Source organism: Flavobacterium plurextorum (assembly GCF_002217395.1).
Taxonomy (GTDB): domain Bacteria; phylum Bacteroidota; class Bacteroidia; order Flavobacteriales; family Flavobacteriaceae; genus Flavobacterium; species Flavobacterium plurextorum.
In genome coordinates, this window is sequence record NZ_MUHD01000040.1 from 1 (window position 1) to 26,916 (window position 26,916).

A 26,916-nucleotide genomic window follows, 5' to 3' on the forward strand; every position below is an offset into this window, starting at 1 on the left:
AATTAAACACTTGACCCTATTTTTTTATGGGGTATTGAATGATTTTATACTTTTATCAAAAATTTTAAAACTAAATAACTATGCGAAAAATTATTTTAAGTGTGATTCTTATCACTATTTTAGTACTAACCTTTATATCAAATTTTATCATAGCAGATAACCCAATTCCTGCAGAAGCGGTAAAGTTTGATACTGGAGATACTGCCTGGATGATCGTTGCAACTGCGTTTGTATTGTTAATGACTCCTGGATTAGGATTTTTCTATGGCGGAATGGTAGGTAAGAAAAACGTTATCAGCACAATGCTTCAAAGTTTTATGGCAATGGTAATTGTTACCATTTTATGGGTTGTTGTTGCCTTTGGATTAGCTTTTGGTCCTACAATTGGAGGAATCATTGGAAATCCATCATACAACTTATTCTTTGAAGGTGTTGGAACGAGCACAGCATGGAGTCTTGCACCAACAATTCCGTTTATGCTATTCGCATTATTTCAGGCAAAATTTGCAATCATTACACCTGCTTTAATTACTGGTGCATTTGCAGAACGTGTACGCTTTTGGGCTTACTTGTTATTCATGGTTTTATTTATCATTTTCATATATTCTCCTTTAGCACATATGACATGGCATCCTGATGGAATTTTCTTTAAAATGGGAGTTCTTGACTTTGCAGGAGGAACAGTTGTACATATGAGTGCAGGATGGGCTGCACTTGCTGGAGCAATCTTTTTAGGAAAAAGAAAAGTTCAAAAAGTTAATCCGGCTAGAATTACTTATGTATTGCTAGGAACTGGTTTGTTATGGTTTGGATGGTTTGGTTTTAACGCTGGATCAGCTTTAGGAGCAAACGGTTTAGCTGTACAAGCTTTAGGAACAACAACTGTTGCTGCAGCTGCCGCTGCAATGGCTTGGGTTTTCTTAGATAAAATTTTAGGGCACAAATTATCTGCACTTGGCGCTTGTATTGGAGCTGTTGTTGGTCTTGTAGCTATTACACCTGCTGCTGGTTTTGTTAGTATATCTCACGCTATCTTTATTGGAGCATTTGCAGCTATTGTAAGTAATCTTGTAGTAAGCAAATTCCCTAAAGGAAAAATTGACGATGCACTTGATGTATTTGCTTGTCACGGTGTTGGCGGTATGGTAGGAATGTTGTTGACTGGAGTTTTTGCTTCAAAAGCTATTAATCCAGCTGTTGGAGATAATCAAGGTTTAGTTTTTGGAACACCAACTTTATTTATCAATCAATTAACCGCATTAGTAGTTGTATCCATCTTTGCTTTTGTTGCTTCTTACGCTTTATTCTTTATTGTAAATAAAATTACACCTCTAAGAGTTACTGAAGAGAAAGAAGAATTAGGTTTAGATATCTCACAACACGGAGAATTTTTATAAGAATCAATTTCCCCTTTGTCCTTTAAATAAAAAAGCACTCTAAGTTTAAACTTAGAGTGCTTTTTGTTTGAATTAAATACCTTTATATAATACTGTAGATTTTAGCTTTAGGATATCTCCTTTATTCTTAAAACTATTTAAAGTTTGAAATTCCTTCTTTTAACCAATGTAAATACTCATCTGCACTTACATAACTAATTGTTGGTTTAGAAGGATTTAAATTATTTCCTTCTAAATCTGTAATTATATACAAAGGCTGCGTATTAGTTTTATATTTTGAAATCATAAAATCGGTCCATTTATCACCAACTGTAATGATTTTATCTCCAGAAGCGGTTACAAATTGTTCTTCTTTTGGCAATTCACGTTTATCATCAACATATAAAGAAATCAAAACAACATCATTCTTTAAAATTGGAAGAATCGTTGGTTCAGACCAAACATTATTCTCCATTTTTCGGCAATTTACGCAAGCATAACCTGTAAAATCTAACATAATTGGTTTATTGATTGACTTTGCATACGCCAATCCATCTTCATAATCATGAAAAACCATAATACCATGCGGTCCTAATTCAGCACCTTCCGGCATTCCTTTCACCGCGTCTGTACTATTACTTCCTCCTGCCGAGCTTCCTCCTACACCAAATGGACTTTCACTATATTGCGGCGGCGGCGGAAAAGCACTGATTAATTTCAAAGGCGCTCCCCAAAGTCCTGGAATTAAATACACTGTAAACACAAGCGTAAGTAATCCTAAATATAATCTTCCCACTGAAATATGATGTAACGGACTATCATGCGGTAAAGTAATTTTTCCGAATAAGTACAAAGTCAAAGCCGCAAAAATAGCAATCCAAATTGCGATAAAAACTTCTCTTTCTAAAAAGTGTAACTGTAGAACCAAGTCGGCATTTGATAAAAATTTGAATGCCAAAGCCAATTCTAAGAATCCTAAAACAACTTTTACTGTATTTAACCATCCGCCAGATTTTGGTAATGAATTTAACCAACCTGGGAACATAGCAAATAACATAAATGGCAAAGCTAAAGCTGATGAGAAACCTAACATTCCAACAATTGGAGCAATTCCTCCGTTTGAAGCTGCTTCAACTAATAGAGTTCCAACAATTGGTCCAGTACAAGAAAATGATACAATTGCCAAAGCCAAAGCCATAAACAAAATTCCAATTATTCCGCCTCTGTCAGCTTGTTGATCTGCTTTGTTTGCCCATGAATTTGGCAGCATAATTTCGAAAGCTCCCAAAAATGAAGTAGCAAAAATGATCAGGATTACAAAGAAAATTAAGTTAAACCATACATCTGTTGACAACGCATTTAAAGCATCTGCACCAAATATCTTAGTTACTATTAATCCTAAAATTACATAAATTGCAATAATTGAAAGTCCATATATAACGGCATTTCTAATTCCTTTTGCTCTGCTTTTACTTTGTTTGGTAAAAAAACTAACCGTCATTGGAATCATCGGGAAAACACAAGGCGTCAATAAAGCCGCAAATCCTGAGATAAATGCAATAAAAAAGATTGACCATAAACTTCTTGCAGGAGCTGGTTTCTGAATATCATCAGCAGCTTTAGCTGTTGTAGTATCAGCTTTAGCCGGTTCTACTTTCTCTGATGCAGCAGTTTTACTTACCGTATCAACTGCGATTCCTGTTACTTTTGTTTCATCCAATTTTGATTCAGCAACCGCAGGAACCTCATCCATTTTGAATGTTGAAGGCACTGCAATTGAAAATTTCTTGCTTGAATTGATACAAACCTCTTTACAAACCTGAAAATCAAAATCTACATCAACCGTTTTTAAGTTTGGGTTTATGATTTTTATCTCTTGTTCAATATGTGCTTTTCCTTCAAAGAAAGTTTCATTTACACCAAAAACATCATTAAAAGCCGTTTTAGTTTTACCTTCTTTTGCTTTTCCAACTAATTCGTAATTTCCTTTTTGATTTTTAAACGTAATTTCCAGCGCAAGCGGTCCGCCATCTGGCGTAAACTGCGAATACATATGCCAGTCTTTTTCGATCGTTCCATCAAAAATTAATACTGCATTGTTTCCTGATTTTTTTTCAATTTTTGCAGTCCATTTAACTGGCTCTAAAATTTGAGCATTACTTTTTGCAAAGGCAAAAATGAAAAACAGTAAAAATAAAATCGATTTGCTCCTGAAACTTTGTAGCATTCCTGCTTGATTAGATTGAGTAAAATTCATTATTGTAGTTCTATTTTAAGTATTTTATTTGAGGTATTTTTTATTCTAAAACGTTCATCTTGCCTAATTCCAACAACCCAGACTATTTGATCATCGGAACATAAAATCCAAGTTTGTTCCTTCTCAATTAGAGACAACTTTTCATCTTTAAAAAGTTTGCTCACTTTTTTTGATTTTCCATGCATTCCAAACGGATGAAAAACATCTCCTTCATTCCATTTACGTAATACTAATGGGAATTGGATTTTATCGGCGTCCACAAATATAGCTTTATTTGAATCTATTGTTATGTGACCTACGTTACAAAGCTTTAACTTTAAGGGAAAATTAACTTCTTTTTCATTTTCATTAATTTCAAACTGCTCCTTTTCTGACATTTCAGAAATAGGACTCAAAATCAAAGTATCCCTGTTTTTGAGCAGTCTAAACTCAGCCGAAAAAACTTGTTTACCAGACTGTCCATTTACCAAATCATAAATATCATTCCATGCTAAAAAACCGAATTCATGAAGCCATTGGTACAAATAAGATTTATAGTTAGGAAGTTTTTTAAGCTTTTTTAAATCGAAATGAATATCATCACCAGCCTCTTTTGCAACCTGTTGATAAATCATAATCGAAGCATCTTCAACCATAACCTGAGATTCCTGCAGATAAGACTGTGTTTTCTGAAAAGCATTTAAAAAGTTTGGATTTAATTCTTTTAAAATCGGAACTAAATCATGACGTATTTTATTTCTCAGGTATTTATTAGATGCATTACTGCTGTCCTCACGCCATTCTATCTTATTTTCTTCAGCATATTTCAAAATTTCTTCTCTTGAAAAAGGCAAAAGCGGACGTATAATTTTATCATTTTGCTCTGGAATCCCACTCAAACCATCCAGTCCAGTTCCTCGAGACAAATTGATTATGAATGTTTCCAAATTATCATCGGCATGATGTGCTGTTAAGATATAATCGAAATCTTTCTCTTCCAAAAGCTCATAAAACCAGCTGTAGCGAAGTTCACGCGCAGCAACTTGTGTCGATAACTTATAATCTTTTGCAAAAGCTTCAGTATCAAATTGAGTTGTAAAAACGGGAATATTATTTTGATCGCAATAATTTTCAACAAAAGTTTGATCTCCAAAACTTTCTAATCCGCGAAGCTGAAAATTACAATGAAGCACAGCGATTTCATATGGCAGCTGTTTCAATAAATGCAATAATACCATACTGTCTAAACCGCCGCTCACAGCAAGAAAAAGTTTTTTTTCTGCTAAAAAAGGAAACCTTGAAACGATATGATTTTGAAATTTTGAAAACATTTGATAAAAGTAAAAAATTAAATTCGATCTATTTTTAAATGAAATGTTAAGCGCGTTTTTTTCTGCCTCGAATTACACTAATTTCCGCGAATTACTTTTTTTTATTTCGCCACAGATTAAAAAGATTTACACAGATTTTTTTAATCATTTTAATCCTTTAATCTGTGGCTCTATTTTTTTCTAAAATTGAAGAAAAAATAATTCGCGCAAATTCGTGGCAATATCTCTATTGTAAAACTTCGTGCATTGCTTTAGCTTTGAGCAAACATTCTTCGTATTCTTTTTCAGGGATTGACAGCGATGTTATTGCACTTCCAACAGAAAAAGAAACATACTTATTCTCTTGATTGTACAAAATACTTCTAATTACAACGTTGAAATCAAAATCGCCGTCAGGTGTAAAATAACCAACGGCTCCGCTGTATAAGCCACGTTTGGTTTCTTCCAAATTTTCAATAATTTTCATAACCGAAATCTTTGGCGCTCCAGTCATACTTCCCATTGGAAAAGTCGTTTTTAAAACATCAACTGGTGAATATTGAGCATCTAATTTTGAAGTTATCGTCGAAATCATTTGATGCACCTGCAAAAACGAATATATTTTACACAACTCTGTAACTTTTACAGAACCTTTTTGTGCGGTATGCGATAAATCATTCCGCACCAAATCTGTAATCATAATATTCTCGGCTCGCTCCTTTGCATCAGATTCTAAATAGTCTTTTGATTTCTGATCTTCAATTGGATCTAAAAAGCGCTTTGAAGTTCCTTTTATCGGCTGAGAAATAATATCCTCTCCTATTTTTTTAAGATATCGTTCTGGTGAAGCCGAAAGCAGATATTGTTTGTGATTTTTAAAGAATACTGAAAATGGCGCCTGCGAAATTTCATTTAGTTTTAGAAATTTTTCTAACGGATTTATAACGGCATTTTCACTATAAAATTCCATACAAAAATTCGCTTCATACATATCACCAATATGAATATGCTGCAGCATTTTATTTACCTTTTCAACATATGAATCTCTAGAAATGCGTTGTTCGATTTTTAAAGATGCTGAACTCTCAACTTCTGATTTTTGGCTTTCGACTATCTCGCTAAAATCATCTTCAATTTCATCATCGCAAAGATTTAAATATTGAATTTCGAGCTGATTGTCTTTCAATAAAAATATTTTTTTTGGTTGAAAGAAAAACAAATCCGGAAAATTTAATCCATCAAAATTATTCGATTTTAAATCTTCTATATCATTTTTCAAATCATAAGAAAGATAACCAAAAAGCCAGTCTTTCGTTGTTTGCTGATATTGTTTTAAATCATCAAAGGCATTTTGAAAATCGGTTTTTAAAGATGTAAAGGCATCTACAGCCAAAATAAAATCAAAGCTTGAATATTCCTGCGGATACGAATTACTGTCTAGAAAAACGATCTCACGAAACTGCTGTGACCAGCTCATCAGCTGTTGTTTAAATTGAGCTGGATTGGAAATATGTTTATGAATTGAAACTCTCAAAGAAGTATGAATTTTAGGTTTCAAAATTACGACAAAAAAAATCCTTCGATATAAAGAATCCTCAAAAAAAAATGGCACACTTTTTAGTATATCGAATTAATGCTAATTATTAAACCTTTTCTTGCTATTTGATTAAAAAACTACTCGGAAAAAATACAGATTAAAAGATTCATAAAGATTTCTTCAATCTTTAAAATTTTCTAATCTACAGTTAAAAAAGTCTGAAGAACAGACTCCATATTTTTATTAATCAAATTATATAACCTTTATGAAAACAATTGCAAAATTAGGATTGACTTCCTTGATTATTATCACAGTATTATTTTCTTGTAAAAAAGCAGATCATGCTTCTGGAGAATCTGCAGATCTAAAAATGGCAACAGACAGCACTGCTGTTTCATCATCGGCAGCGGTCGAACAAAAAAACAGCAAACAAAAGTTTATCCGAACGGCAGATATTAAATTCAAAGTTAAAAACGTCGTCAAATCAACATATGCAATTGAAAATGCCACACAAAAATTTGGCGGTTTTGTTACTTATACGAATTTACAAAGCAATATTCATGATCAGATTAAAACCAAAATCAGTCAGGACAGCACGCTTGAAACGACAAAGTATTCTGTAGAAAACAATATTACGATTCGAGTTCCTAATACACAACTGGATACGGTAATTAAGACAATTGCAAAACAAATCGATTTTTTGGATTTTAGAATAATCAAAGCAGATGACATTTCATTAAAATTATTAGCCAATAAGCTTTCACAAAAAAGAAGCGGTGTAAGCGAAAAAAGGGTAGAAAAAGCGATCGATACTAAGGGTAAAAAAATAAACGATGTTATTGATGCCGAAAACACATTGGCAAATCAAAAGGAACAAAATGACAATAGTACAATTGAAAATTTATCGCTTGAAGATCAAGTTAATTTTAGTACAATTACATTACAATTATACCAAAATGAAACCATAAAACAAGAAATCACTGCAAGCGAAAAAGATCCTTCTGACTACAAACCAAACCTAGGAATTCAGATTATTGATGCCTTGAAAAGCGGCTGGTTTATATTGCAGTCTATTTTAGTTTTCTTTATCAATTTATGGCCATTTATTTTGATCGGTATAGCAGGATTCTTTATTTACAAAAAATACGGAAAGAAATAAGAAAAGTGTTAATAAAATAGCAATTTCATAATGAAAAAATCGTTATATTTGATATAGCATTAAATTAATCTCAAAAACAGAATAATACTAATTATTAAATCTTCAATAAAGTCTTATTTTATTACGCATACAACTTTATTTGAGGAATATAAATTTTGCATTTTCAGCACATAAATTATATCATTTTAACCTTTTAAAATCTTAAGTATTATGAAAATTGCTACTATTATTGTCCGCGTTTTAATCGGCCTGTTATTGCTGTTTGCCTCCATTTCATTTTTCTTTAAGCTGGCTCCAGAGCCAGAAACGACTGGCAACTTTAAGGCGTTTAATATGGGGTTAGTTGCTTCAACGTACTTGCTTCCATTGGCTAAAACAGTTGAATTGCTTTGCGGAATTTCGTTTGTAAGCGGCCGCTTTGTTACTTTAGCAAATATTATGATCCTTCCCATTACCATCAACATCTTGTTTATTAATTATTTTTTAACTCCTGAAAGCCTGCCAATAGCTGGATTACTTTTCTTAGGGAATTTATTCTTAATTTACAGATACTGGGATAATTATAAAACTGTTTTCACTCCTTGATTCGTTTTTCATCTTAAAAAAATAAACCCGGAAGATTTAAAAACCTTCCGGGTTTATTTTTAGCCTGTTTTAGTTTCACTCGAAAGAATATTTATACCTTAAACTTTCGCCGGCTGTTAGTGCACATTTTAATTTAAAAAAAGTATAACCTTTATAAAAAGGACCAAAAAACGAGACCCTGAGCATACCAATATCATCCTTTTTGATAAACTTGGCTTTCCCGATGCTTTCTTCCCATTTGTCTTTTTTGACACTATAGTCCTCATTATTGACTTTTATGGTACTTTAATCATTCTGAGAATTTTCGGCAGTTATATACAATTCTCTTCAATAAGTGTTTTCTAAAATGAAGTAAAATACAATTCTAGTTTTTTAGAGAGGCATCTCTATATATTTATCAAACAACACATTACAACAAACACATTATCAAAATCATACCTCTAATTTACAAAAATTTCCTGACACTTAATATTTTTTCGGGTATTAAAAAATGCATACAATAAAAATAAAAAAAGTCCATTTTGAATTATTAGAATATCCTTACTAAAACCTACATTTGATATACTAACTAACAGATCCAAATGAAAATCTACCTATTTTTTATTCTCTTATTTTACACTTCTATTTCCAAATCTCAATCTATTCAATCTGTAGACTCGTTAAACGTTGAGATCTGTAAATCATTAGTTCAAAATAAGAACTTAAACGATGAGATTAGAATCAATACTATAAATAATTCTCATATTACTCCTTATTTATCCAAATTTAAAGACAGTATTATTCAGCGAAAAGTGTTTGAACAAATATTTTTCAGGCTGCACAAAAACTGTAACGAGTTTGTCGCTCTTTTTCCAAATCAATCAACAAAAAGCAGTTGGTCTATGCAATCTGACAAACCAATTGAAAATGTTTCCAGAGAACAATGCAATAGTTTTGAAAAAGCTGCCCAATACTATTATTATGAAAATGACGGTAATAAAGTAGAAGTGACTTTAAATGATGAGTTATGGATTGAAAAATTCAGCGACGATACTTTTTCAAAACTGCATTTTAAACAAAAAGGCAATTGCGAATTTGAATTAGAGTTTATAGAAAGCAATAATCTATCCCGAAAAAATTTAAGCCTTAAAGGTGACAAATATCTTTACAGAATCTACAATGAAACTGAAGGTGTTTATAGTGTTTACTTAAAAAACAAAGAAACCTATTATACTTTTAAAATAACGAGGCAATAAAAAAACCGTCAAAAAATAATTTTGACGGTTTAAATATAATTTATACGTAAAAAATTATACGTGTAAAGCTCTATTATCTGTTGCTGCTAATGCTGCTTCTTTTATTGCTTCAGCAAAAGTTGGGTGCGCATGGCTCATTCTTGAAATATCTTCAGCAGAAGCTTTAAATTCCATTGCAGTAACTGCTTCAGCAATTAAATCAGCTGTACGAGCACCAATCATGTGAACTCCTAATACCTCATCTGTTTTTTCATCAGCAAGGATTTTTACAAATCCGTCTAAATCAGCACTTGCTCTTGCACGTCCTAACGCTTTGAATGGGAAACTTCCAGATTTGTAAGCTATTCCTGCAGCTTTCAATTGCTCTTCCGTTTGTCCAACTGCAGCAACTTCTGGCCAAGTATAAACAACACCTGGAATTAAGTTATAATCGATATGTGGTTTTTGACCTGCTAAGATTTCAGCAACCATAGTTCCTTCTTCCTCTGCTTTGTGTGCTAACATTGCTCCACGAACAACATCTCCAATTGCATAGATATTTGGAACATTAGTTTGTAAATGATCATTTACTTCAACTTGTCCTCTGTCTGAAATTTTAACTCCAGCTTTATCTGCGTTTAATCCGTCAGTATAAGGACGACGACCTACAGAAACTAATGAGTAATCTCCTTCTAGAGTGATTGTTTCTCCTTTTGCGTTTTCAGCTTGAACTGTAACAGCATCGCCGTTTCTTTCTACTGATTTTACTTTGTGAGAAACGTAGAATTTCATTCCTTGTTTTTTCAACACTTTAGTCAATTCTTTTGAAAGAGAACTATCCATTCCTGGAATAATTCTATCCATGAATTCAACTACAGAAACCTGAGCTCCTAAACGTAAGTAAACTTGTCCAAGCTCGATTCCGATAACACCTCCACCAATAATTACTAGGTGTTTAGGAACTTCTTTTAAAGCCAAAGCTTCAGTAGAAGTGATGATTCTTTCTTTATCGATTTTGATAAATGGCAAAGAAGACGGTTTAGAACCAGTTGCGATTATAGTATATTTTGCTTCAATAGTTTCAGATGTTCCGTCTGCTTTTGCAACTGAAATATGTGTTGCATCTACGAAAGAACCTAAACCATTAAAAACAGTAATTTTATTTTTATCCATTAAATAGTTCACACCACCTGAAGTTTGATCTACAACGGCTTGTTTACGGGCGATCATTTTCTCTAAATTGATCTTTACATCGCCAGAAACTTCGATTCCGTGATCTGCGAAATGTTTAATTTCAGCATAATGGTGAGAAGAAGCTAATAATGCTTTTGAAGGAATACAACCTACGTTAAGGCAAGTACCGCCTAATGAATTATATTTTTCTACAATTGCAGTTTTAAAACCTAATTGTGCGCAACGAATTGCTGATACATATCCGCCAGGACCTGAACCTATAATGACTACGTCAAATGAACTCATAGTTTGTCTATTTTATTTTTAGCGATACAAAATTAAGGAATAAAGTTTTGTTTAAAGTTTAAATTTCAATGTTTTTTGTGTGAAATTTTGAGGCTTGCTTTTCTCCACTATCGCGACTAAGACACAAAGTTTTTTTGTTTTTTTAATCTCGCAAAGTCGCGAAGCCGCAAAATTTAAAATAAAAAAATGAATAGCGTCCAGCTTTAGCTGGATGGAGAATAATGTTAAGACAAAAGGCTTTAGCCAAATCTTTATCAGTTTGGCTAAAGCCCTCTTCTATTCTTAATACAAAACCTCCAGCAGAAGCTGCGGACAATTCAAAAAACTAAGAACCTCAGCAACTTAGAGCCTAAGTCCCTTAAAAAAAAACCTTTGAACCTCCTTAAAAAGAAATCACTGTTGAGTTCTTTACTTCACTAATCATAAAAGTACTTTGTGTACTTCCGATGTGTTGTAATGAAGTTAGTTTTGTAACCAAAAATTCTCGATACGCTTCCATGTCTTTTACTAATACTTTCAGGATATAATCGTAATCGCCGCTTACGTGGTGACATTCTAGAACTTCATTGAGTTTGATAACTTCGCTTTCGAATTTAGTTAAAAACTCTTTTGTGTGCTGAATGAGTTTTAAATGACAGAAAACTACAAATCCTTTTTCGATTTTAGATTTATCGACTAAGGCGGCGTAGCTTTTAATGATTCCTTCGCGCTCCAACTTTTTTATTCTTTCATATACTGCTGTCACTGAAAGATTAAGTTTTAGAGACAATTCTTTATTGGTCTGCTTACTGTCAGTTTGCAATAAAACTAAGAGCTTTTTATCTACGGCGTCTAAAGTCATGGTTTCAGTTTATAGTTTACGGTTACTTATTGAAATGAAAAAAAATCTACTAAATTATATTTTCCGAATCAAATTTAGATTAAAAATCGCACTAAAAGCATTTTTATAGTTTTAAAAACTAAACATAAACCCAAGTATTGATTAATAATCTAAATAGATCTTATTTTGAACAGAATTTCTTTTGAAAATGAGTTCCCTAGCCCTGATAGAAGCGATATCCTTTTATGATAGTGCCGATAGCTGCCGAGAATCATAAAAGATATAGCGTCCCGAAGCCTCGGGAGCAGGATTAGCTCCTGATAACTAACACTAGGTTCAAACAACTTGAAACTTGAAACAACTAAAAACTTGAAACTAACTAAAAATGAAAGACTTTAACCCAGCAGATAAAATACAGGATTTACAATACTTTGGTGAATTTGGAGGCGTGAATCCGTCGATTTCTGATTCTTCGACTTATACTTTTCTTTCGGCAAAAACCATGTTTGATACTTTTGAAGGCAATATGGAAGGCTGTTATTTATACTCTCGTCATTCGTCACCAAGTAATTTGTATTTAGATCAGGCTTTGGCAGCAATGGAAGGTACGGAAACGGCAAATGTTTCGGCTTCGGGAATGGGAGCCATTACACCTACTCTTTTGCAGCTTTGCGGTGCGGGTGATCATATTGTTTCAAGCAGAACGATTTATGGCGGAACTTACGCATTCTTGAAAAACTTTACACCTAGATTCGGGATTGAAACGAGCTTTGTTGACATTACAAAACTAGATGTTGCAGAGGCCGCAATTACGCCAAAAACAAAGGTTTTATATTGTGAAACGGTTAGTAATCCGTTATTAGAAGTGGCTGATATTACTGGTTTGGCTAAAATCGCTAAAAAACATAATTTGAAATTGGTAGTCGATAATACATTTTCGCCATTATCCGTTTCACCAGCAAAATTAGGTGCTGATATTGTCATTCATAGTTTAACAAAATACATTAACGGAAGCAGCGATACAGTTGGCGGCGTAACTTGTGCATCTAAAGAATTTATTAATGCTTTGAAAAATGTAAATTCTGGCGCAAGCATGCTTTTGGGACCTACAATGGACAGCTTACGTTCTGCAAGTGTAATGAAAAACCTGCGTACGCTTCATATTAGAATTAAGCAGCACAGCCATAACGCACATTTTCTTGCAGATCAATTTGAAAAAGACGGTTTAAAAACGGTTTATCCGGGATTAAAAAGTCATCCGAGTCATGAATTATACAAAACAATGATTAACCCAGAATATGGCTTTGGAGGTATGCTGACAATTGATGTTGGTTCTTTGGCGAAAGCCAATGAGTTAATGGAGTTGATGCAGGCTCGAAATTTAGGCTATTTGGCGGTAAGTTTAGGCTTTTACAAAACACTGTTTAGTGCACCGGGAACTTCAACTTCAAGTGAAATTCCGTTAGAGGAACAACATGAAATGGGATTGACTGATGGTTTAATTCGTTTTTCTATCGGACTAGACAACGACATTGAGCGTACTTACGAAATGATGAAAGCTTGTATGGTTGAACTTGGGGTTTTATAAATTTGAAACAATTCTTTATAAATAAATTTGCACGATTTTTTTTTAGTTTGTTTGAATCCGCTGGAGATTTTTCTCTAAGCGGATTTTTTTATTACTGAAAAACATATGCGACAAGCTCTAGCAAAAACAAAAACCGCTCTGAAATTTTCAGAACGGTTTTCTATTTTAATCTTGTTCAAAATGTTTAAAAGACTGCCAGTATTTGTCTTTGTACAGCTCGTAATTTATTTTAAACTCTTCGCTATACTTTTTTATTAAGTCGTCTGCCGTTTTTGATGGATTTCTAAAATCTTTGCAGGCAAAAAAGAGTTCTCTTTTGTTGTTTGCTGTTTCTCTTCCTATGTTTAAATACCCATTGTAATCTGGCAGATACTCTATTATTTCTTCTTCAATTTCTTCTAGTCTATTATTGGTTTTTCCGTCTGGCAATCCTCCGTTATCACAGTCTTCAAATTCAATTGCAAGAATAAAAACCCATGGATGCGATGCTTTTTTATCCCATTTTAAAAGCGTTGTATTTATCAAAGCCAATACAATTCCGCCATCTTTGCGTTTTCCTTCAAAATTGGTGTAACCATCATTATCGGTATTATGCCTGATTCCTTCGTATTTCTCAACAAATTCTTTTTCTCTCCAAATCAAATAATCGCTTAATTTTTCAATAGGAATTAATTCTTCTGAAACGTCACTGTTTCCAATAGCTTTTAAATTATCGATTAGAGTAACTGAATGCATTTCGCCTAAATAGTTATCTAAAAAAATGTGAACGCCGTTTGTTACAGCGGCTTTTTTTTCTTCAATATAATCATCGTAAACTATAGTCAAATCTATCTCATCTGGATAGCTTTTATGTATGTTAGGATAAAACTTCAAATTGTCTTTATTGAATTTGAAATTTTCATAAGTAATACCTACATCTTTAATATCGCAGGCAGGTTTAAGTGCAGTAAATTTCCAGCCGTTAATTTTGGGAGCAGCTTCAACCAACTCTTCAATAACATAAATATTTCGCAGTACGCCGTCAGGTGTTAGAATCAGCTCAGCAGTTTGATCGTCACTCATTCCTGTCAAAAAATAAATTCCGGAATGAATTTCTTCTAGCTTTGGAGCCAGTTTATCAAAGAAGCCTTTATGGATATTTTCTCCGTTTTGAACGATTTTAAAAAACTCTTTTTCTTGTTTTAAAAACCAGTTCCAAAAATCGCTCGAGGATTCTATTTTCGTTTCTTTTTTACCTAATATATTTTTTAAAAAACTCATTTATAATAAAAACAATTTAAATTTTACAACACAGCAAACCTAAGAAAAAACTTTCGTAAACAGGAGGTTATTTTTATAAAAAAGCCATAAAAAAACCGTTTTGAGATTTTATTCAAAACGGTTTTTATTTCTAATTTTAGGCTTTTGATTTATGCCTTTATTGTATTCAGTTTACTGTTTTTTCTACTATAAGTAAAGTAAATCAACAATCCAATTAATAACCAAATCGTAAAGTAAATCCAGTTCCAAACGCTTAATTCAGCCATCATGTAAAGACAGCAGATTAATCCTAAAAGCGGAATTAAAGACAGATTTTTTCTAAAAGCCCAAACCGCTAATCCAACTAAAACGAAAAGGAAAATCCACATTGGAATTTTATGTTTGAATAAGCTAAGTCCTGATTCATATTTTAGAGAATCTGCAATAGGAAGTCCTTTTACAACCTCAGCATATTTTGCATCATCATCTTGATATTGGCTTAACAAATGCTCTAAATCTGCGGTTTCTGCAGTTTTATTATCAACGTCTATACTTTCTAAGTAATTGAATACTTTTTCAGATTCTCCTTTGTCTAAAGATGTAATGATTGTTGTTACATCGTTTATCTGCGTTTCATTTTTTATAAAAGCCATTGTAGCTTTATTATTAAAAGCAAAAGAATAATAAAGTCCTGCAATTATTGCCAATGGTAAAATAAACTTCGCATTGATATAAGGTGTTTTAAATTTTCCTCTCGGAATATCTGTTTTATCCTGTAATACTAAAACTCCTGCACAAACTAATACAAAGGCAAACAAAGTTCCAATACTGCACAAATCAGTAACCATTGTCAGGTTCAAAAACAAAGCTGGAACTGCAACCACAAAACCGGTTACAATTGTAGCGAATGATGGAGTTTTGAATTTTGGATGAACTTTAGAGAATTTCTTTGGCAATAAACCATCACGGCTCATACTCATCCAGATACGAGGCTGACCCATTTGAAAAACTAATAAAACACTTGCCATTGCAACTACTGCACTTACTGCAATAATTCCTGACATCCATTTTAAGTCTAATTTTTCGAAAACAAATGCTAATGGATCTCCAACATTTAATTCGTTATAACGAACCATCCCTGTTAAAACTAAAGCAATAGCAATATATAAAATGGTACAAATAATGATTGCCCACATCATACCGCGAGGTAAATCACGCTGTGGATTTTTACATTCTTCGGCGGTTGTAGAAATAGCATCAAAACCAATATAAGCAAAGAAAACTGCCGATACTCCTTTTAATACACCTCCAACTCCATTTGGAGCAAACGGATCCCAATTTGCTGTATCTACATAGAATGCACCAACTGCAATTACTAAAAGAACAACGCAAAGTTTTACAACTACCATTAAGTTACTTGCATTACGAGACTCTTTCATTCCTCTATAAACCAATGCAGTAATCAAAATAATGATAAATAAAGCAGGTATATCGGTTACAAAATGAAATGATCCTATTGTTGGTGCCGTTGTCCAAGCTGTATGTGCAGCTTGCAATGCGGTACTTAAATTTTCGAATGATTTTCCGCCGCGCATTAAAGCTTCGGCATCTTTAAAGCCGTTTGAAGCCGTTAAATAATCCATCTGAATCCACTGCGGTAAATGAATTCCGCCGCTCTGGAGAAGTCCTGTAAAATAATCACTCCACGATATGGCGACCGTTATGTTTCCTACGGCATATTCCATGATTAACGCCCAGCCGATTATCCAAGCAATAATTTCACCAAATGCAACATATGAGTATGTATATGCACTTCCTGAAACTGGAACCATTGAGGCAAATTCAGCATAAGCAAAAGCCGCAAAACTACAGGCTAAAGCAGTAAATAAAAACAGAAAAATAACAGCTGGACCACCATCTGCACTGGCTTTTCCTATGGTACTAAAAATACCTGCTCCTACAATTGCTGCAATACCAAACGCGGTTAAATCCCTAGTGGTCAAATGCTTTCCTAATGCATCATGACCATCTGATTCGTTCTTTGCAACCTGCTTCAGAATATCTTGTACCGTTTTTTTTCGGAATAAACCTGATAATGCCATATATGGTTTTACTTTTTAAATTAATTTATAGCGGTGATTATGCTTTTATTTTGCAAATAATGCAATTTTTATCGTGATTTCAAATATATAAAACGATTTTGTTTTCTTCAATAGATAATCAAACAAAATAAACAGGAATAAACTTAATCAAAATAATCATTTAGGTTTTTTCTTAAAGCAATTAAACCAAACTCAAAACAATAATATATTAACCCAAAATAAGATAATATTTGACTATTAAATAGTAATATAATACAAATTTTGAAGGGAAGCCTATAGTATTTTTATCCCAACTTATTTCAGTGTAAAATTTAAAGTAATGCCGTTTCTGTTTTTCTGTTCTTATATTAATACTCTTCAAATGATGTTTAAATTTAAGTAGAGTTCATAAGTTAATTCCTAGTCAGACGAAATACTTATTATATTTACTTCTTCAAAATGCAATACTATTAACAAACTAAAAACACCTATATAATGAAGAAACATCTGTTACTCTTTTTATTAATCTGCTCCAGCGTTTTTGCGCAAGAGGATATTAATATCAATCAACTCAACTGGCTGCCAAACTCACACTCTTTTTGGGTGAACTCTCAAGATAATGTCGCAGTTTATGATGTTGACAAGCTGAATCAAAAGAAAATTATTTTAAGTGATGACCAATTAAAAAATTCTGGTTTTACAGGAGAAATTGAGGATTTGGTTTGGAATGAAAACAAAACAAAAGTGTTAGTTTTTACCAATTCTAAAAAAGTATGGAGAGCAAATACTAAAGGTAATTATTGGTATTTTGATTTAACAACTGGAAAAGGGAGACAACTGGGAACAAGCTTAGAAAAATCGTCGTTGATGTTTGCTAAGTTTTCTAACGATAACGAAAATGTAGCTTATGTTTCGCAGCATAATATTTATCTTGAAAATTTAAATTCTGGAAAAATAACGCCTTTGACGACAGATGGAACTGATAAAATCATAAATGGTACTTTTGACTGGGTTTATGAGGAAGAACTTGCTGCTCGTGACGGTTTTAGATGGAGTCCTGATGGAAAAAGCATTTCATTTTGGCGTGTAGATGCTTCAAAAACGAAGTTTCATTTAATGATCAATAATACTGATGCTCTTTATCCGTTTACGATTCCGGTAGAATATCCTAAAGCTGGAGAAAAACCTTCATCTGTAAAAATTGGTGTTATTGATATTGCTTCCTTACAAACAAACTGGCTAAATATTCCTGGCGAGCCTGATAATAATTATTTAGTTCGAATGGAATGGATCAGCAATCAAAATGTAATGGTTGTTCAATTAAATAGAAACCAAAATCAAGCTTCTATTTATAAATGTGATACTAAATCTGGAACAGCGAATTTAATCTATCAGGAAAAATCAGATTCTTGGATTGATATATTTGATATTTCGTCTGGCGAATATGATGCTTTTCCATGTACGTTTGTCGATAATGGAAAATCGTTTCTTTGGAGTTCAGATGCTGATGGCTGGATGCATATTTACAAAATCAGCAGCGATGGTAAAAAGAAAGAACTTGTTACAACTGAAAATTTCGATGCTTACTACAAAGCGTACAATCAAGAAACAAAATCTGTTTATTTTATTGCCAGCCCAAAAGATGCAACACAACGTTATTTGTACGAAACTAATTTAAACACAAAGAAAACAAAACGTGTTACGCCTCAAGAGTTTGAAGGCACAAATGAATACAGTTTTTCGACTGATGCTAAATATGCTAAACACATAAATTCGAATATAAATCGCCATTACAACAAGCGTTTGGTTGCTTTATCTGGTCATAAAAAAATACTTCCTGCAGCTGCAGATTCATTTACGGCACCAAAACGCAATTATTCATTAGAAAAATTTAAGGTAACAACTGTTGATGGAATCGAGATAGATGGTGTTATGGCTAAACCCTTGAATTTTGATGCTTCGAAAAAATATCCTGTATTTTTTTATGTTTATGGTGAACCAATGGCATCTGTTGCAAACGATGAACCGTATTTTTATCCCCTTATTGCCTCTTTAATTCCTGAAGGTTATATTGGAATTGCAATGGATAACCGCGGAACTCCTGTATTGAAAGGTACAAAATGGAGAAAGTCGATTTACAAAAACATCGGAATCATCAATACGCACGATCAAGCTATGGCAGCCAAAGAAGTTTTAAAATGGAACTTTATTGATTCTGAAAGGGTTGCTATTCACGGATGGAGCGGCGGCGGCGCTGTAACTTTGAATTTGATGTTTCAGTTTCCTGAAATTTACAAAACTGGAATTGCGATTGCAGCGGTTACAGATCAGCATTTTTACGACAATATTTACACGGAAAGATATATGGGCTTGCCAAGCGAAAACGAAGCAACTTACATAAAAGCTTCTCCAGTAACACATGCTAAAAACCTGAAAGGAAATTTACTATACATTCACGGAACAGGCGATGATAATGTACATTATAAAAATGCCGAAGTTCTGATTAATGAATTGGTGAAATATGATAAAATGTTCGATTTGATGATTTATCCAAATCGTTCACACAGTATAGACGAAGGAGAAGGAACGACAAAACATCTTGCTGATACTTTTACAAAGTACATCAAAGAGCATTGCCCTCCTGGCGCCAAATAATTTATAACGATTTAAACTTGTCATTTTCTCAGCCCTGTTATTCTTAGGAATAATGGGGCTTAGTCGTTTTATAGATTATGTTTTTTTTGCCACCGATTAAAAATGATTTTTACAGAACATTTTAAACAAAACTAATAACAAACACTCACAGTTTGTCATTTCGATCCCGAGGCTTCGGGAGAGAAATCACACTAGTACATCGGCAAAGATTAGCGACTTCCTTTGCAGATTTTCGCTTGTGATTTCCGCTTGTGATTTCTCCTTCGGCGAAATGACATAAAATGAGAAAAAAAATAATTTTAATCCTGTAATCTGTGTCAAAATAATTTTCCCGCAGATTTGGCAGATTAAGCAGATTTCTTTTTTTGACTTTATAAATAGTAAAATCTGCATAGATCTGCTTAATCTGCGGAAAAAAAAGTATCCCGATAGCTATCGGGATACTTTTTTTCTTAGTGTTCCCTTACGTAATTCTTTACGCTCAGGCTTCCTCTTTACTTCAAGCAATTTCTCAAAATACTAACCGGATGTTGTGCTTCGCGTTTTGTCCCGTCATAAATTTGATGACGACAGCTGGTTCCTGCAGCGGCAATTTTTACATTTTCGGCAGTGTTTCGAACTTTTGGAAACAAAGTATCTTCTCCCATTTGCATACTCACTTTATAATGCTCTTTTTCATATCCAAAAGAACCCGCCATTCCGCAGCAGCCCGAGTTGTAAATCGTAACCGTATTATTTTTAGGAAGATTCAGCATCGCAAAAGTGGCTTCAACAGAACTTAAAGACTTTTGATGACAATGTCCGTGAATTTTAATTTCTTTTGTTTCTTCAGAAAACGAATCAGGTCTGATTTTTCCGTCGATGATTTCTTTCTTGAAAAATTCCTCGATTGTAAATGCATTTTGCGAAATTCGTTCCGCATTTTCTTTATCCGATGCCAATCGCAGATATTCATCTCTAAAAGTCAAAATTGCCGAAGGTTCAATTCCGATTAAAGGCGTGCTGCTCGAAATTAAATCCTTGAAAATATTGATATTTACATCGGTTATCTTTTTGGCTTCTTCCAGGAATCCTTTTGAAAGATATGTTCTTCCGCTTTCTTCGTGATCTGCAATTAAAACCTCGTAACCTAATTTTGTCAATAATTCAAAAGCATCAATACCAATATTTACATCATAATAGTTGGTAAATTCATCTACAAACAAATACAATTTTCCGTTTGGAAAATCTGTGCTTTTTGATTTGTTATTTTCATACCATTTTCTGAAAGTCTTTTTTGCCAAAAGCGGCACTTGTCTTTCTGGCGCAATTCCCATTGATTTTTTTACCAGCGATTGATTCGAAATAAAATTCGTAATCGACGGAAACAAACTTCCCATTTTGTTCAATTTTGCATTGTTGGCAAAAATCTTACTTCGGGTCGAAAATCCGTTTGCTTTTTGATATTGATATAAAAATTCTGCTTTAAGAGTTGCAACGTCAACATTACTTGGACATTCGCTCGCGCAGGCTTTACAGCTTACACATAACTCAAAAACTTCGTATAATTCTTTCTGATCAAATTTGTTTTCTTTTTCAGAATATGTCAAATATTCGCGCAAAGCATTTGCTCTCGCACGAGTCGTTTCTTTTTCATTTCGGGTCGCACGATAACTCGGACACATTGCTCCTCCAGCCGACGGCATTTTTCGACAATCACCAGAACCGTTGCATTTTTCGGCAGCACGCAAAATTCCTAAACTGTCTGAGAAATCCTGAAACGTTTTAATATCTGGTTCTACTCTGCCCGAAACTACTCGATGATTTTCATCCATTTTCAAAGCGTTGACAATCTTTCCGATATTAAAAACCGAATTCGGGTCAAAGGCTAATTTGATTCTTTTCAGCAATTCGTAATTTTTATCGCCAATCATAAACGGAATAAATTCTCCGCGTACAATTCCGTCGCCGTGTTCACCGCTTAACGAACCTCTATATTTTTTTACCAAATGCGCCACATCGGTCGCAATGGTTCTGAATAATTTTAGGTCAGATGTTTTCTTCAAATTCAAAACCGGACGCAAGTGCAATTCTCCTGCACCGGCATGCGCATAATAAATCGCTTCCTGTCCGTGACGCAGCATCATTGCCGAAAACTCTGCAATATAAGCTGGCAAATCGCTTAATTCTACAGCCGTATCTTCGATAGAATCGGCAGCTTTATTATCGCCAACAATACTTCCTAATAATCCTAATCCTGCTTTTCTAAGTTCGTTGGCTTTATCAATATCGGCACCGTAAATTTTTACGAGTGCGTATCCAAAATTGTGTTTCTCTAAATCGGCAATTAAAGCGTTCGCCTGATTTTCGGCATCTTCAAGCGTGTGCGATGCAACTTCAAAAAGCATAATCGCTTTTGGTTCGCCAACTAAAAAGAATCTGTTTTTAATATGTTCGCGATTCGTTTTCGTACAATCTAAAATCGTATCGTCGATCATTTCGCAAGTGTACAAATGATGTTTCATTGCCACCACAACAGATTCCAGCGATTCCTGAATGGTGTGATAATGCCCGACAACCATAATATTATGTATCGGCGGTAAGTCATCAACTTTTAAAGTAATTTCGGTTGTAAAAGCCAGCGTTCCTTCGCTTCCGCAAAGTAGTTTCCCTAAGTTTATTGTAGGTTCAGTTCCGCCAAATATTTCTGATTTTAGCAGAATATCAACGGCGTAACCTGTATTTCGTCTGTGAATTTCAGGCTTCGGAAACTCTTTTATAATTTCTTCCTGATTTTCTTTTATCGAAAGTTCGTCGTAAACACTTTTGTAAATTTTATTTTCTAAAGAGTCGCCTTTGGTTTTCTCCATAAATTCTGTCGAAGTCAATTCGCCAAAAGTCACTTCAGATCCATCGCTTAAAATCGTTTTAGCGGCCGCAATTTTATCACGCGTAACACCATAACGAATCGATGTTGTTCCTGATGAATTATTTCCAACCATTCCGCCAATCATCGCTCGATTTGAAGTTGATGTAATTGGCGCAAAGAAAACGCCGTATGGTTTCAAATACAAATTCAACTCATCGCGAATCACACCGGGCTGAACGGTAACCGTTTTTTTCTCAGCATCGTAACCTAAAATTTTAGTGAAATGTTTCGAAACATCAACCACAATTCCATCTCCTACTGCTTGTCCTGCCAAAGAAGTTCCCGCCGTTCTTGGTGTAACCGAAATATTATGCTGTGCCGCAAAGCGAATTAACTTGCTGATATCTTCCGTAGTTTTAGGCAAAGCCACCGCATTTGGACGAATCCTATACACCGAAGCATCTGTAGAATATAGTGTTTTATAAAGATCATCATATAAAAGTGTACCTTCTAATGATGCTGCTAGTTCTTGTAACTCTTTATTTATTGACATTATTGCTTTCTTTTTGAGTTACAAAAATAGGTATTTTTTTAAGGTTCAAAGAGGCATAGTGACAATCCCGACAGCTATCGGGACAAAGGTTTTCTTTGATCTTGTTTTTGAAATTGAAATTTGGGGTTTAATTATTGGAATTTTAACTCAATTGTCGTTTTGAGCGTACGCAACAAAATTCTCCAATCTTGTCATTTCGACGAAGGAGAAATCTTAACACGATGACTACATACTGTTGTGGAGTTTCTTGCGAAGATTTCTCCTTCGTCGAAATGACAAACTGCCCGAAAATCTCACTGAGTTTATCTTTTCTCGAAATAACGTTTTATATTTACCTTCTAGAGATAATTTGTAACTTTTCAGTTTGCTTTTTAATAAAATAATATATTAATTTTCTTACTTTTTGTTGTTTTTTTTCGATACATTTACAACTCTTAAACTACAACATTAAGAACGAAATAAGATTTTGCCCTTGTATTATGTGTGCGGTATCGGAAACGACTGCAAACGCTGTTGTAGGCGTTAGAAACACTACTTTGCAAGGGTTTTTTATCTCTAAAACTACAACATTATGAGTACAAACACAATTTCAAGAGAAACCGAAATCAGGCTTTTGAATTTTTTCAACGACAGAATCGAACCCGAAGAAATGGCTAAAACACTAAGGCAGGTAAATTTTACACTTGCATTAGGTGTTATGAGCGAACATGAATCGCTTCAAAACGAAATTACCAAATTAAGAGACGGTTTATACTGGCTCAATGAATTAGCAGAAACTTTAAATCCTTATTTGGATTTGGAGTAAAGTTTTTAATTAGCTTAAAAACAGAAAACCTCGATTTATAAGATCGAGGTTTTTTTATTGCTATTTGTTTAGATATTAATACCTCCTGTCCTTCAAATCTTTTGCTCCAGTCAGAATAGTTATCACGAGTGGGGCAAAAAGTTTCCCATCCCATTAGAACTTAGTAAATCACTTCTAAATTAAGATTTTTTATTAAAGTTAAAAAATGTAAGAATTTTATATGTTTTAATAAAAATAATTATATTCGCAAAATACAAGATTTTACTTACTTTAAAAATATAAAATGTCAGATTTTAAAATAGTTGGAAATACTAATCCTATTGTCGGAGAGGTAGAACATTATACGGTAAACAATCTGTATCCTAAGATTGCTGCGGACTCAAATTTCGGTCTAAAAACTGCTCCTGTGCAGCATCAAATTAAATGGGAAGTTTATGTGTTAGAGTTTGGCAAATGGCGTAAAACAAAAGAAAATGATAAAACGGGAAATCTAGTAACTTATAAGTTTCGTCACGGAAGCTTAACCAGAGCAGGTATTCGCATTGCAGCAATAAAAGGAGATGAAACAGCCTGGCTCGATATAAAACCTCTTCCATCTAAACCAAAAATTGATGATGTAAGATTATTAGATAAAAGCGGAAAAAAAATAGAAGGACGTTTATCTTACGGACAAACGGTTAAAGCACGTGTGCACTGCCTACATATGGAGAAACGCAGAATATATGTTACGCTTTGGGAAGATGATGTAAAGAGAACAGGCCATAATAAGGCCAATGAAACAAACTTTATTGAAACAAAATCTGGAATTGTAAGAGATGGGATTGCAGATATTGATTTTCTCTTAAAGCCGAGCTTTGCAAAAATTGCAACGAAAAATGGTCCAGAAAATGACGATGTCCACGAATATTATGTAACTGCGCAATTAAATCTGGAAAAAGTGCCAAGCAATAATGTAAATATCAATGCACTAGAAGCACCGACAGCACCTTACAAAGCTAAGACAACTCCTAAAAAAGAGCCTGTTAAAAGTAATGCGCCAGTACAGCAGCCCAAAACAAAAACCTCTGAAACTCCTAAAGCTGTAAAAAGTAAGATCAATTCAGTGAATCTTACTGACACCTCTGGTTATAAAATAAAAGGTAAGTTTAAAGAAAAACAAATTAAAGTTTGGATAAATTCAACGGGGTTAGTTGGAAAAGAAGTTCGTCTTACATTGCATGATGAAGATTTGCTTAGCAATGATCTTCTTTTTACCCATAACTTCACGATACAGTCAGATCTTCATGCAATAGTTGTATCATTAGACTCAATACCTAGAAGTTTAGGCGGAGATAATTGGGCAGAAGGAAACGAGCAGGAACTATTTGCTGAAATCGAAGTTCTGCAGACACACGACTTTAGTAAAAGCGCAGTTGTTAATGTTGATGCTAAAGTTTTTAAGCCAGATCCTGTGGAAAAAACGAATAAGGTTTTGAAGGTTGATGATGCTAAGGATGTTAAGAAGGGGGAGAAAGGTGCTTGTGCATGTAAAGAAAATAATTTTTACTGGAGCAATAAATTAACTTGTGACGAACGTAAAAAAGTTCTGGAAGTTTGTGCGAATATTTGGGGAGAAGATAAAAAGAAAGACAAAGCGAGTGAATTGATGGCTATCATGCACCTTGAAACTATTAATACTTTTTCTCCTTCAAAAAAAGGAGTTAGTGCAAGGGGTACTAAATATGTTGGTTTAATACAATTTAGTGCTACAACAGCTCAAAATATAGGAACTACTTATGAAGCATTAGAGAAAATGACGTTCATAAAGCAGATGGACTACGTTGAAAAATACCTTAAGCAAAACAAAGATAAAATGAAGACTATTGTAGATTTTTATCTTCAGGTTATAAAACCTGCAGATGTCGGTAAAGGAGATCAGCCAGATTATACCGTTTTTGATGAAAGTATAAGTGTACCTGACGGGGATGGAAGCAGTACTAGTAAAAAACAAAGAGATATAAACATCACAATAGAACCATGGGTTACAAAATACGGGTATGCTTCAAATCCAACTTTTATGACAGAAAAAGATGAAAAGGTAAAAAGGAAAAGATGGGTTTATACTAGACAAGTGTTTGAAGAACGATATGGTACTATAGGAGGAAAAACTACAATCAAAGAGATAGATTATGTCTTACGGAATGAGCATTATATACCTGGAGCAAAACAACTATTCACTGGTAATTGCGACGATACTATTGATGAAAAAATAGAAACAAAAGGAGAATTAGCCCCGTGGATGAAAGTAGCTTGGGAGGAATATGAAAAATATAAAGGAATAAAAGAAGAAGATAGCCCCTTAAAAGAAAAAATAAAAGAATACTTTAAAGAAACAGGATATAATAGCGATTATAAGGATGCGTGGTGTGCTTCTTTTGTAAATTGGTGTTTTAATTATACGGAGAACTATAAAGACACAAATTCTAAAGGAGCGATGGGAGCTAGAGATTGGGGGCCAGAAGGTAATTCCTATATTGCTGGCTCAGGTAAAGATGGATGGCCAAATGGAGAAATAACAGATGCGTTTGTTGGTGCAGTTGCTGTAATAAAAAGTCATTCACATGTTGTATTTATTATTGGTGTAAATGCAAAAGGAGATTATGTGAATTTAGGAGGGAATCAAGGCTCTAAAATTTCCGGAGGTCAAAAAATTTGTATGGGATCTATGCCAAAAAGTGATGTATTATATATTATGAAACCAAAAAAATATGTTGTGCAAGATGAAGAAAAGAAGCTTCCTCTTTATGATATAGATGCAATAAATAATAGTAAATCAACCAGATAAAAAATGAAAATAATTTTAATTACTCTAATGTTTTGCATGTTTTCATGTAATAATAAACAAAATGATTCTCTAATTAATAATACTGAAATAAATAAAAAATCAATCATGCAGAATAATAAGGAAATTGAGAAAATACTAGAGAGACAATTAAAAGCTGGTGGCTATAGCAGTTATTATGATACAGATTATGCATATTATAAATATGATAAAAGTGATTTAGATGTAACTTTTAATCCTTTAAAAAAAATATTAATTAATAATGGATATAAAATCACAGATAAAGACATTTTTATTAATAAGGTTAAAAACATATTTGGAAGCATTCCACATTATAATGATATTTTCTATATAAATTCTTTTGACAAATGTTCTAAACCACCGAGCATAAATTATTACGATCCAGATGGTTTTAGAAAAGATATCTATATAAGTATAGAGTATCAAATGATTGTTAATTTATTCTCATTACCTGAAATTGTAGATTATCAAAAAGAATATAAAGAAATTGCTGTTAAAGAAGATGAGTTTCCTACAGAAATAATTAAAGATGGAGGTACTGAAAAAATATATTTAACTAAATGGAAAGATATTCCAGATTTAGCTAAAC

General features: G+C 33.5%; 17 protein-coding genes. 9 read left to right on the forward strand and 8 right to left on the reverse strand.

Annotated elements, in window-relative coordinates; all coding sequences use genetic code 11:
* Nucleotides 1–80 precede the first annotated feature (80 nt).
* The gene (locus B0A81_RS18925) at nucleotides 81–1,397 is read left to right on the forward strand and encodes an ammonium transporter (protein WP_089059452.1); all 1,317 of its coding nucleotides are present in this window, start codon (nucleotides 81–83) and stop codon (nucleotides 1,395–1,397) included.
* A gap of 133 nt (nucleotides 1,398–1,530) precedes the next feature.
* Here B0A81_RS18925 and B0A81_RS18930 read toward each other — a convergent pair whose 3' ends face one another.
* From B0A81_RS18930 to B0A81_RS18940, 3 genes are all read right to left on the reverse strand, one after another.
* Nucleotides 1,531–3,633, reverse strand: a complete 2,103-nt coding sequence (locus tag B0A81_RS18930; protein WP_089059453.1) for a protein-disulfide reductase DsbD family protein — start codon at nucleotides 3,631–3,633, stop codon at nucleotides 1,531–1,533.
* Complete coding sequence (gene tilS / locus B0A81_RS18935) at nucleotides 3,633–4,943, reverse strand: tRNA lysidine(34) synthetase TilS (RefSeq protein WP_089059454.1); 1,311 nt, start codon at nucleotides 4,941–4,943, stop codon at nucleotides 3,633–3,635. The genes B0A81_RS18930 and tilS overlap by 1 nt, the downstream gene beginning before the upstream one ends.
* A 226-nt stretch (nucleotides 4,944–5,169) precedes the next feature.
* Nucleotides 5,170–6,456, reverse strand: a complete 1,287-nt coding sequence (locus B0A81_RS18940; RefSeq protein ID WP_089059466.1) for an anthranilate synthase component I family protein — start codon at nucleotides 6,454–6,456, stop codon at nucleotides 5,170–5,172.
* Between the two features lie 268 nt (nucleotides 6,457–6,724).
* Between B0A81_RS18940 and B0A81_RS18945 the strand changes: the two genes are divergently transcribed.
* From B0A81_RS18945 to B0A81_RS18955, 3 genes are all read left to right on the forward strand, one after another.
* Complete coding sequence (locus tag B0A81_RS18945; protein ID WP_089059455.1) at nucleotides 6,725–7,618, forward strand: DUF4349 domain-containing protein; 894 nt, start codon at nucleotides 6,725–6,727, stop codon at nucleotides 7,616–7,618.
* Nucleotides 7,619–7,828: 210 nt separating this feature from the next.
* Nucleotides 7,829–8,203: a DoxX family membrane protein gene (locus B0A81_RS18950; RefSeq protein ID WP_089054599.1), complete on the forward strand. Its 375-nt coding sequence runs from the start codon at nucleotides 7,829–7,831 to the stop codon at nucleotides 8,201–8,203.
* 581 nt (nucleotides 8,204–8,784) lie between these two features.
* Nucleotides 8,785–9,438: a hypothetical protein gene (locus tag B0A81_RS18955; RefSeq protein ID WP_089059456.1), complete on the forward strand. Its 654-nt coding sequence runs from the start codon at nucleotides 8,785–8,787 to the stop codon at nucleotides 9,436–9,438.
* Between the two features lie 54 nt (nucleotides 9,439–9,492).
* Here the strand turns inward: B0A81_RS18955 and lpdA are convergent, their stop codons facing one another.
* Both lpdA and B0A81_RS18965 read right to left on the reverse strand, forming a co-directional pair.
* Complete coding sequence (lpdA, locus tag B0A81_RS18960) at nucleotides 9,493–10,896, reverse strand: dihydrolipoyl dehydrogenase (RefSeq protein WP_089059457.1); 1,404 nt, start codon at nucleotides 10,894–10,896, stop codon at nucleotides 9,493–9,495.
* Between the two features lie 382 nt (nucleotides 10,897–11,278).
* Nucleotides 11,279–11,737 carry an Lrp/AsnC family transcriptional regulator gene (locus B0A81_RS18965; RefSeq protein ID WP_089059458.1) on the reverse strand — a complete coding sequence of 153 codons (459 nt, stop codon included), beginning with the start codon at nucleotides 11,735–11,737 and terminating at the stop codon, nucleotides 11,279–11,281.
* A gap of 364 nt (nucleotides 11,738–12,101) precedes the next feature.
* Between B0A81_RS18965 and B0A81_RS18970 the strand changes: the two genes are divergently transcribed.
* Nucleotides 12,102–13,304, forward strand: a complete 1,203-nt coding sequence (locus B0A81_RS18970; protein WP_089059459.1) for an aminotransferase class I/II-fold pyridoxal phosphate-dependent enzyme — start codon at nucleotides 12,102–12,104, stop codon at nucleotides 13,302–13,304.
* A gap of 165 nt (nucleotides 13,305–13,469) precedes the next feature.
* On the opposite strand, the gene B0A81_RS18975 is transcribed toward B0A81_RS18970, so the two are convergent.
* Nucleotides 13,470–14,564 (reverse strand): DUF695 domain-containing protein, encoded by a 1,095-nt coding sequence (locus tag B0A81_RS18975; RefSeq protein ID WP_089059460.1) that lies wholly within the window; start codon nucleotides 14,562–14,564, stop codon nucleotides 13,470–13,472.
* Nucleotides 14,565–14,713: 149 nt separating this feature from the next.
* Nucleotides 14,714–16,645: an amino acid permease gene (locus B0A81_RS18980; RefSeq protein WP_089059461.1), complete on the reverse strand. Its 1,932-nt coding sequence runs from the start codon at nucleotides 16,643–16,645 to the stop codon at nucleotides 14,714–14,716.
* 474 nt (nucleotides 16,646–17,119) lie between these two features.
* Here B0A81_RS18980 and B0A81_RS18985 point away from each other — a divergent pair, with 474 nt between their 5' ends.
* Nucleotides 17,120–19,279, forward strand: a complete 2,160-nt coding sequence (locus B0A81_RS18985) for a S9 family peptidase (RefSeq protein WP_089059462.1) — start codon at nucleotides 17,120–17,122, stop codon at nucleotides 19,277–19,279.
* 494 nt (nucleotides 19,280–19,773) lie between these two features.
* Here B0A81_RS18985 and B0A81_RS18990 read toward each other — a convergent pair whose 3' ends face one another.
* Nucleotides 19,774–22,680, reverse strand: a complete 2,907-nt coding sequence (locus B0A81_RS18990; RefSeq protein WP_089059463.1) for an FAD-binding and (Fe-S)-binding domain-containing protein — start codon at nucleotides 22,678–22,680, stop codon at nucleotides 19,774–19,776.
* 571 nt (nucleotides 22,681–23,251) lie between these two features.
* On the opposite strand from B0A81_RS18990, the gene B0A81_RS18995 reads away from it, so the two are divergent.
* From B0A81_RS18995 to B0A81_RS19005, 3 genes are all read left to right on the forward strand, one after another.
* Nucleotides 23,252–23,485, forward strand: coding sequence for a hypothetical protein (locus tag B0A81_RS18995; RefSeq protein WP_089059464.1), 234 nt, complete (start codon nucleotides 23,252–23,254; stop codon nucleotides 23,483–23,485).
* A gap of 283 nt (nucleotides 23,486–23,768) precedes the next feature.
* Nucleotides 23,769–26,309 (forward strand): C40 family peptidase, encoded by a 2,541-nt coding sequence (locus B0A81_RS19000; protein ID WP_089059465.1) that lies wholly within the window; start codon nucleotides 23,769–23,771, stop codon nucleotides 26,307–26,309.
* A gap of 3 nt (nucleotides 26,310–26,312) precedes the next feature.
* Nucleotides 26,313–26,916, forward strand: a 604-nt coding sequence (locus tag B0A81_RS19005) for a hypothetical protein (protein WP_133063646.1), incomplete at its 3' end; no start/stop codon positions are given.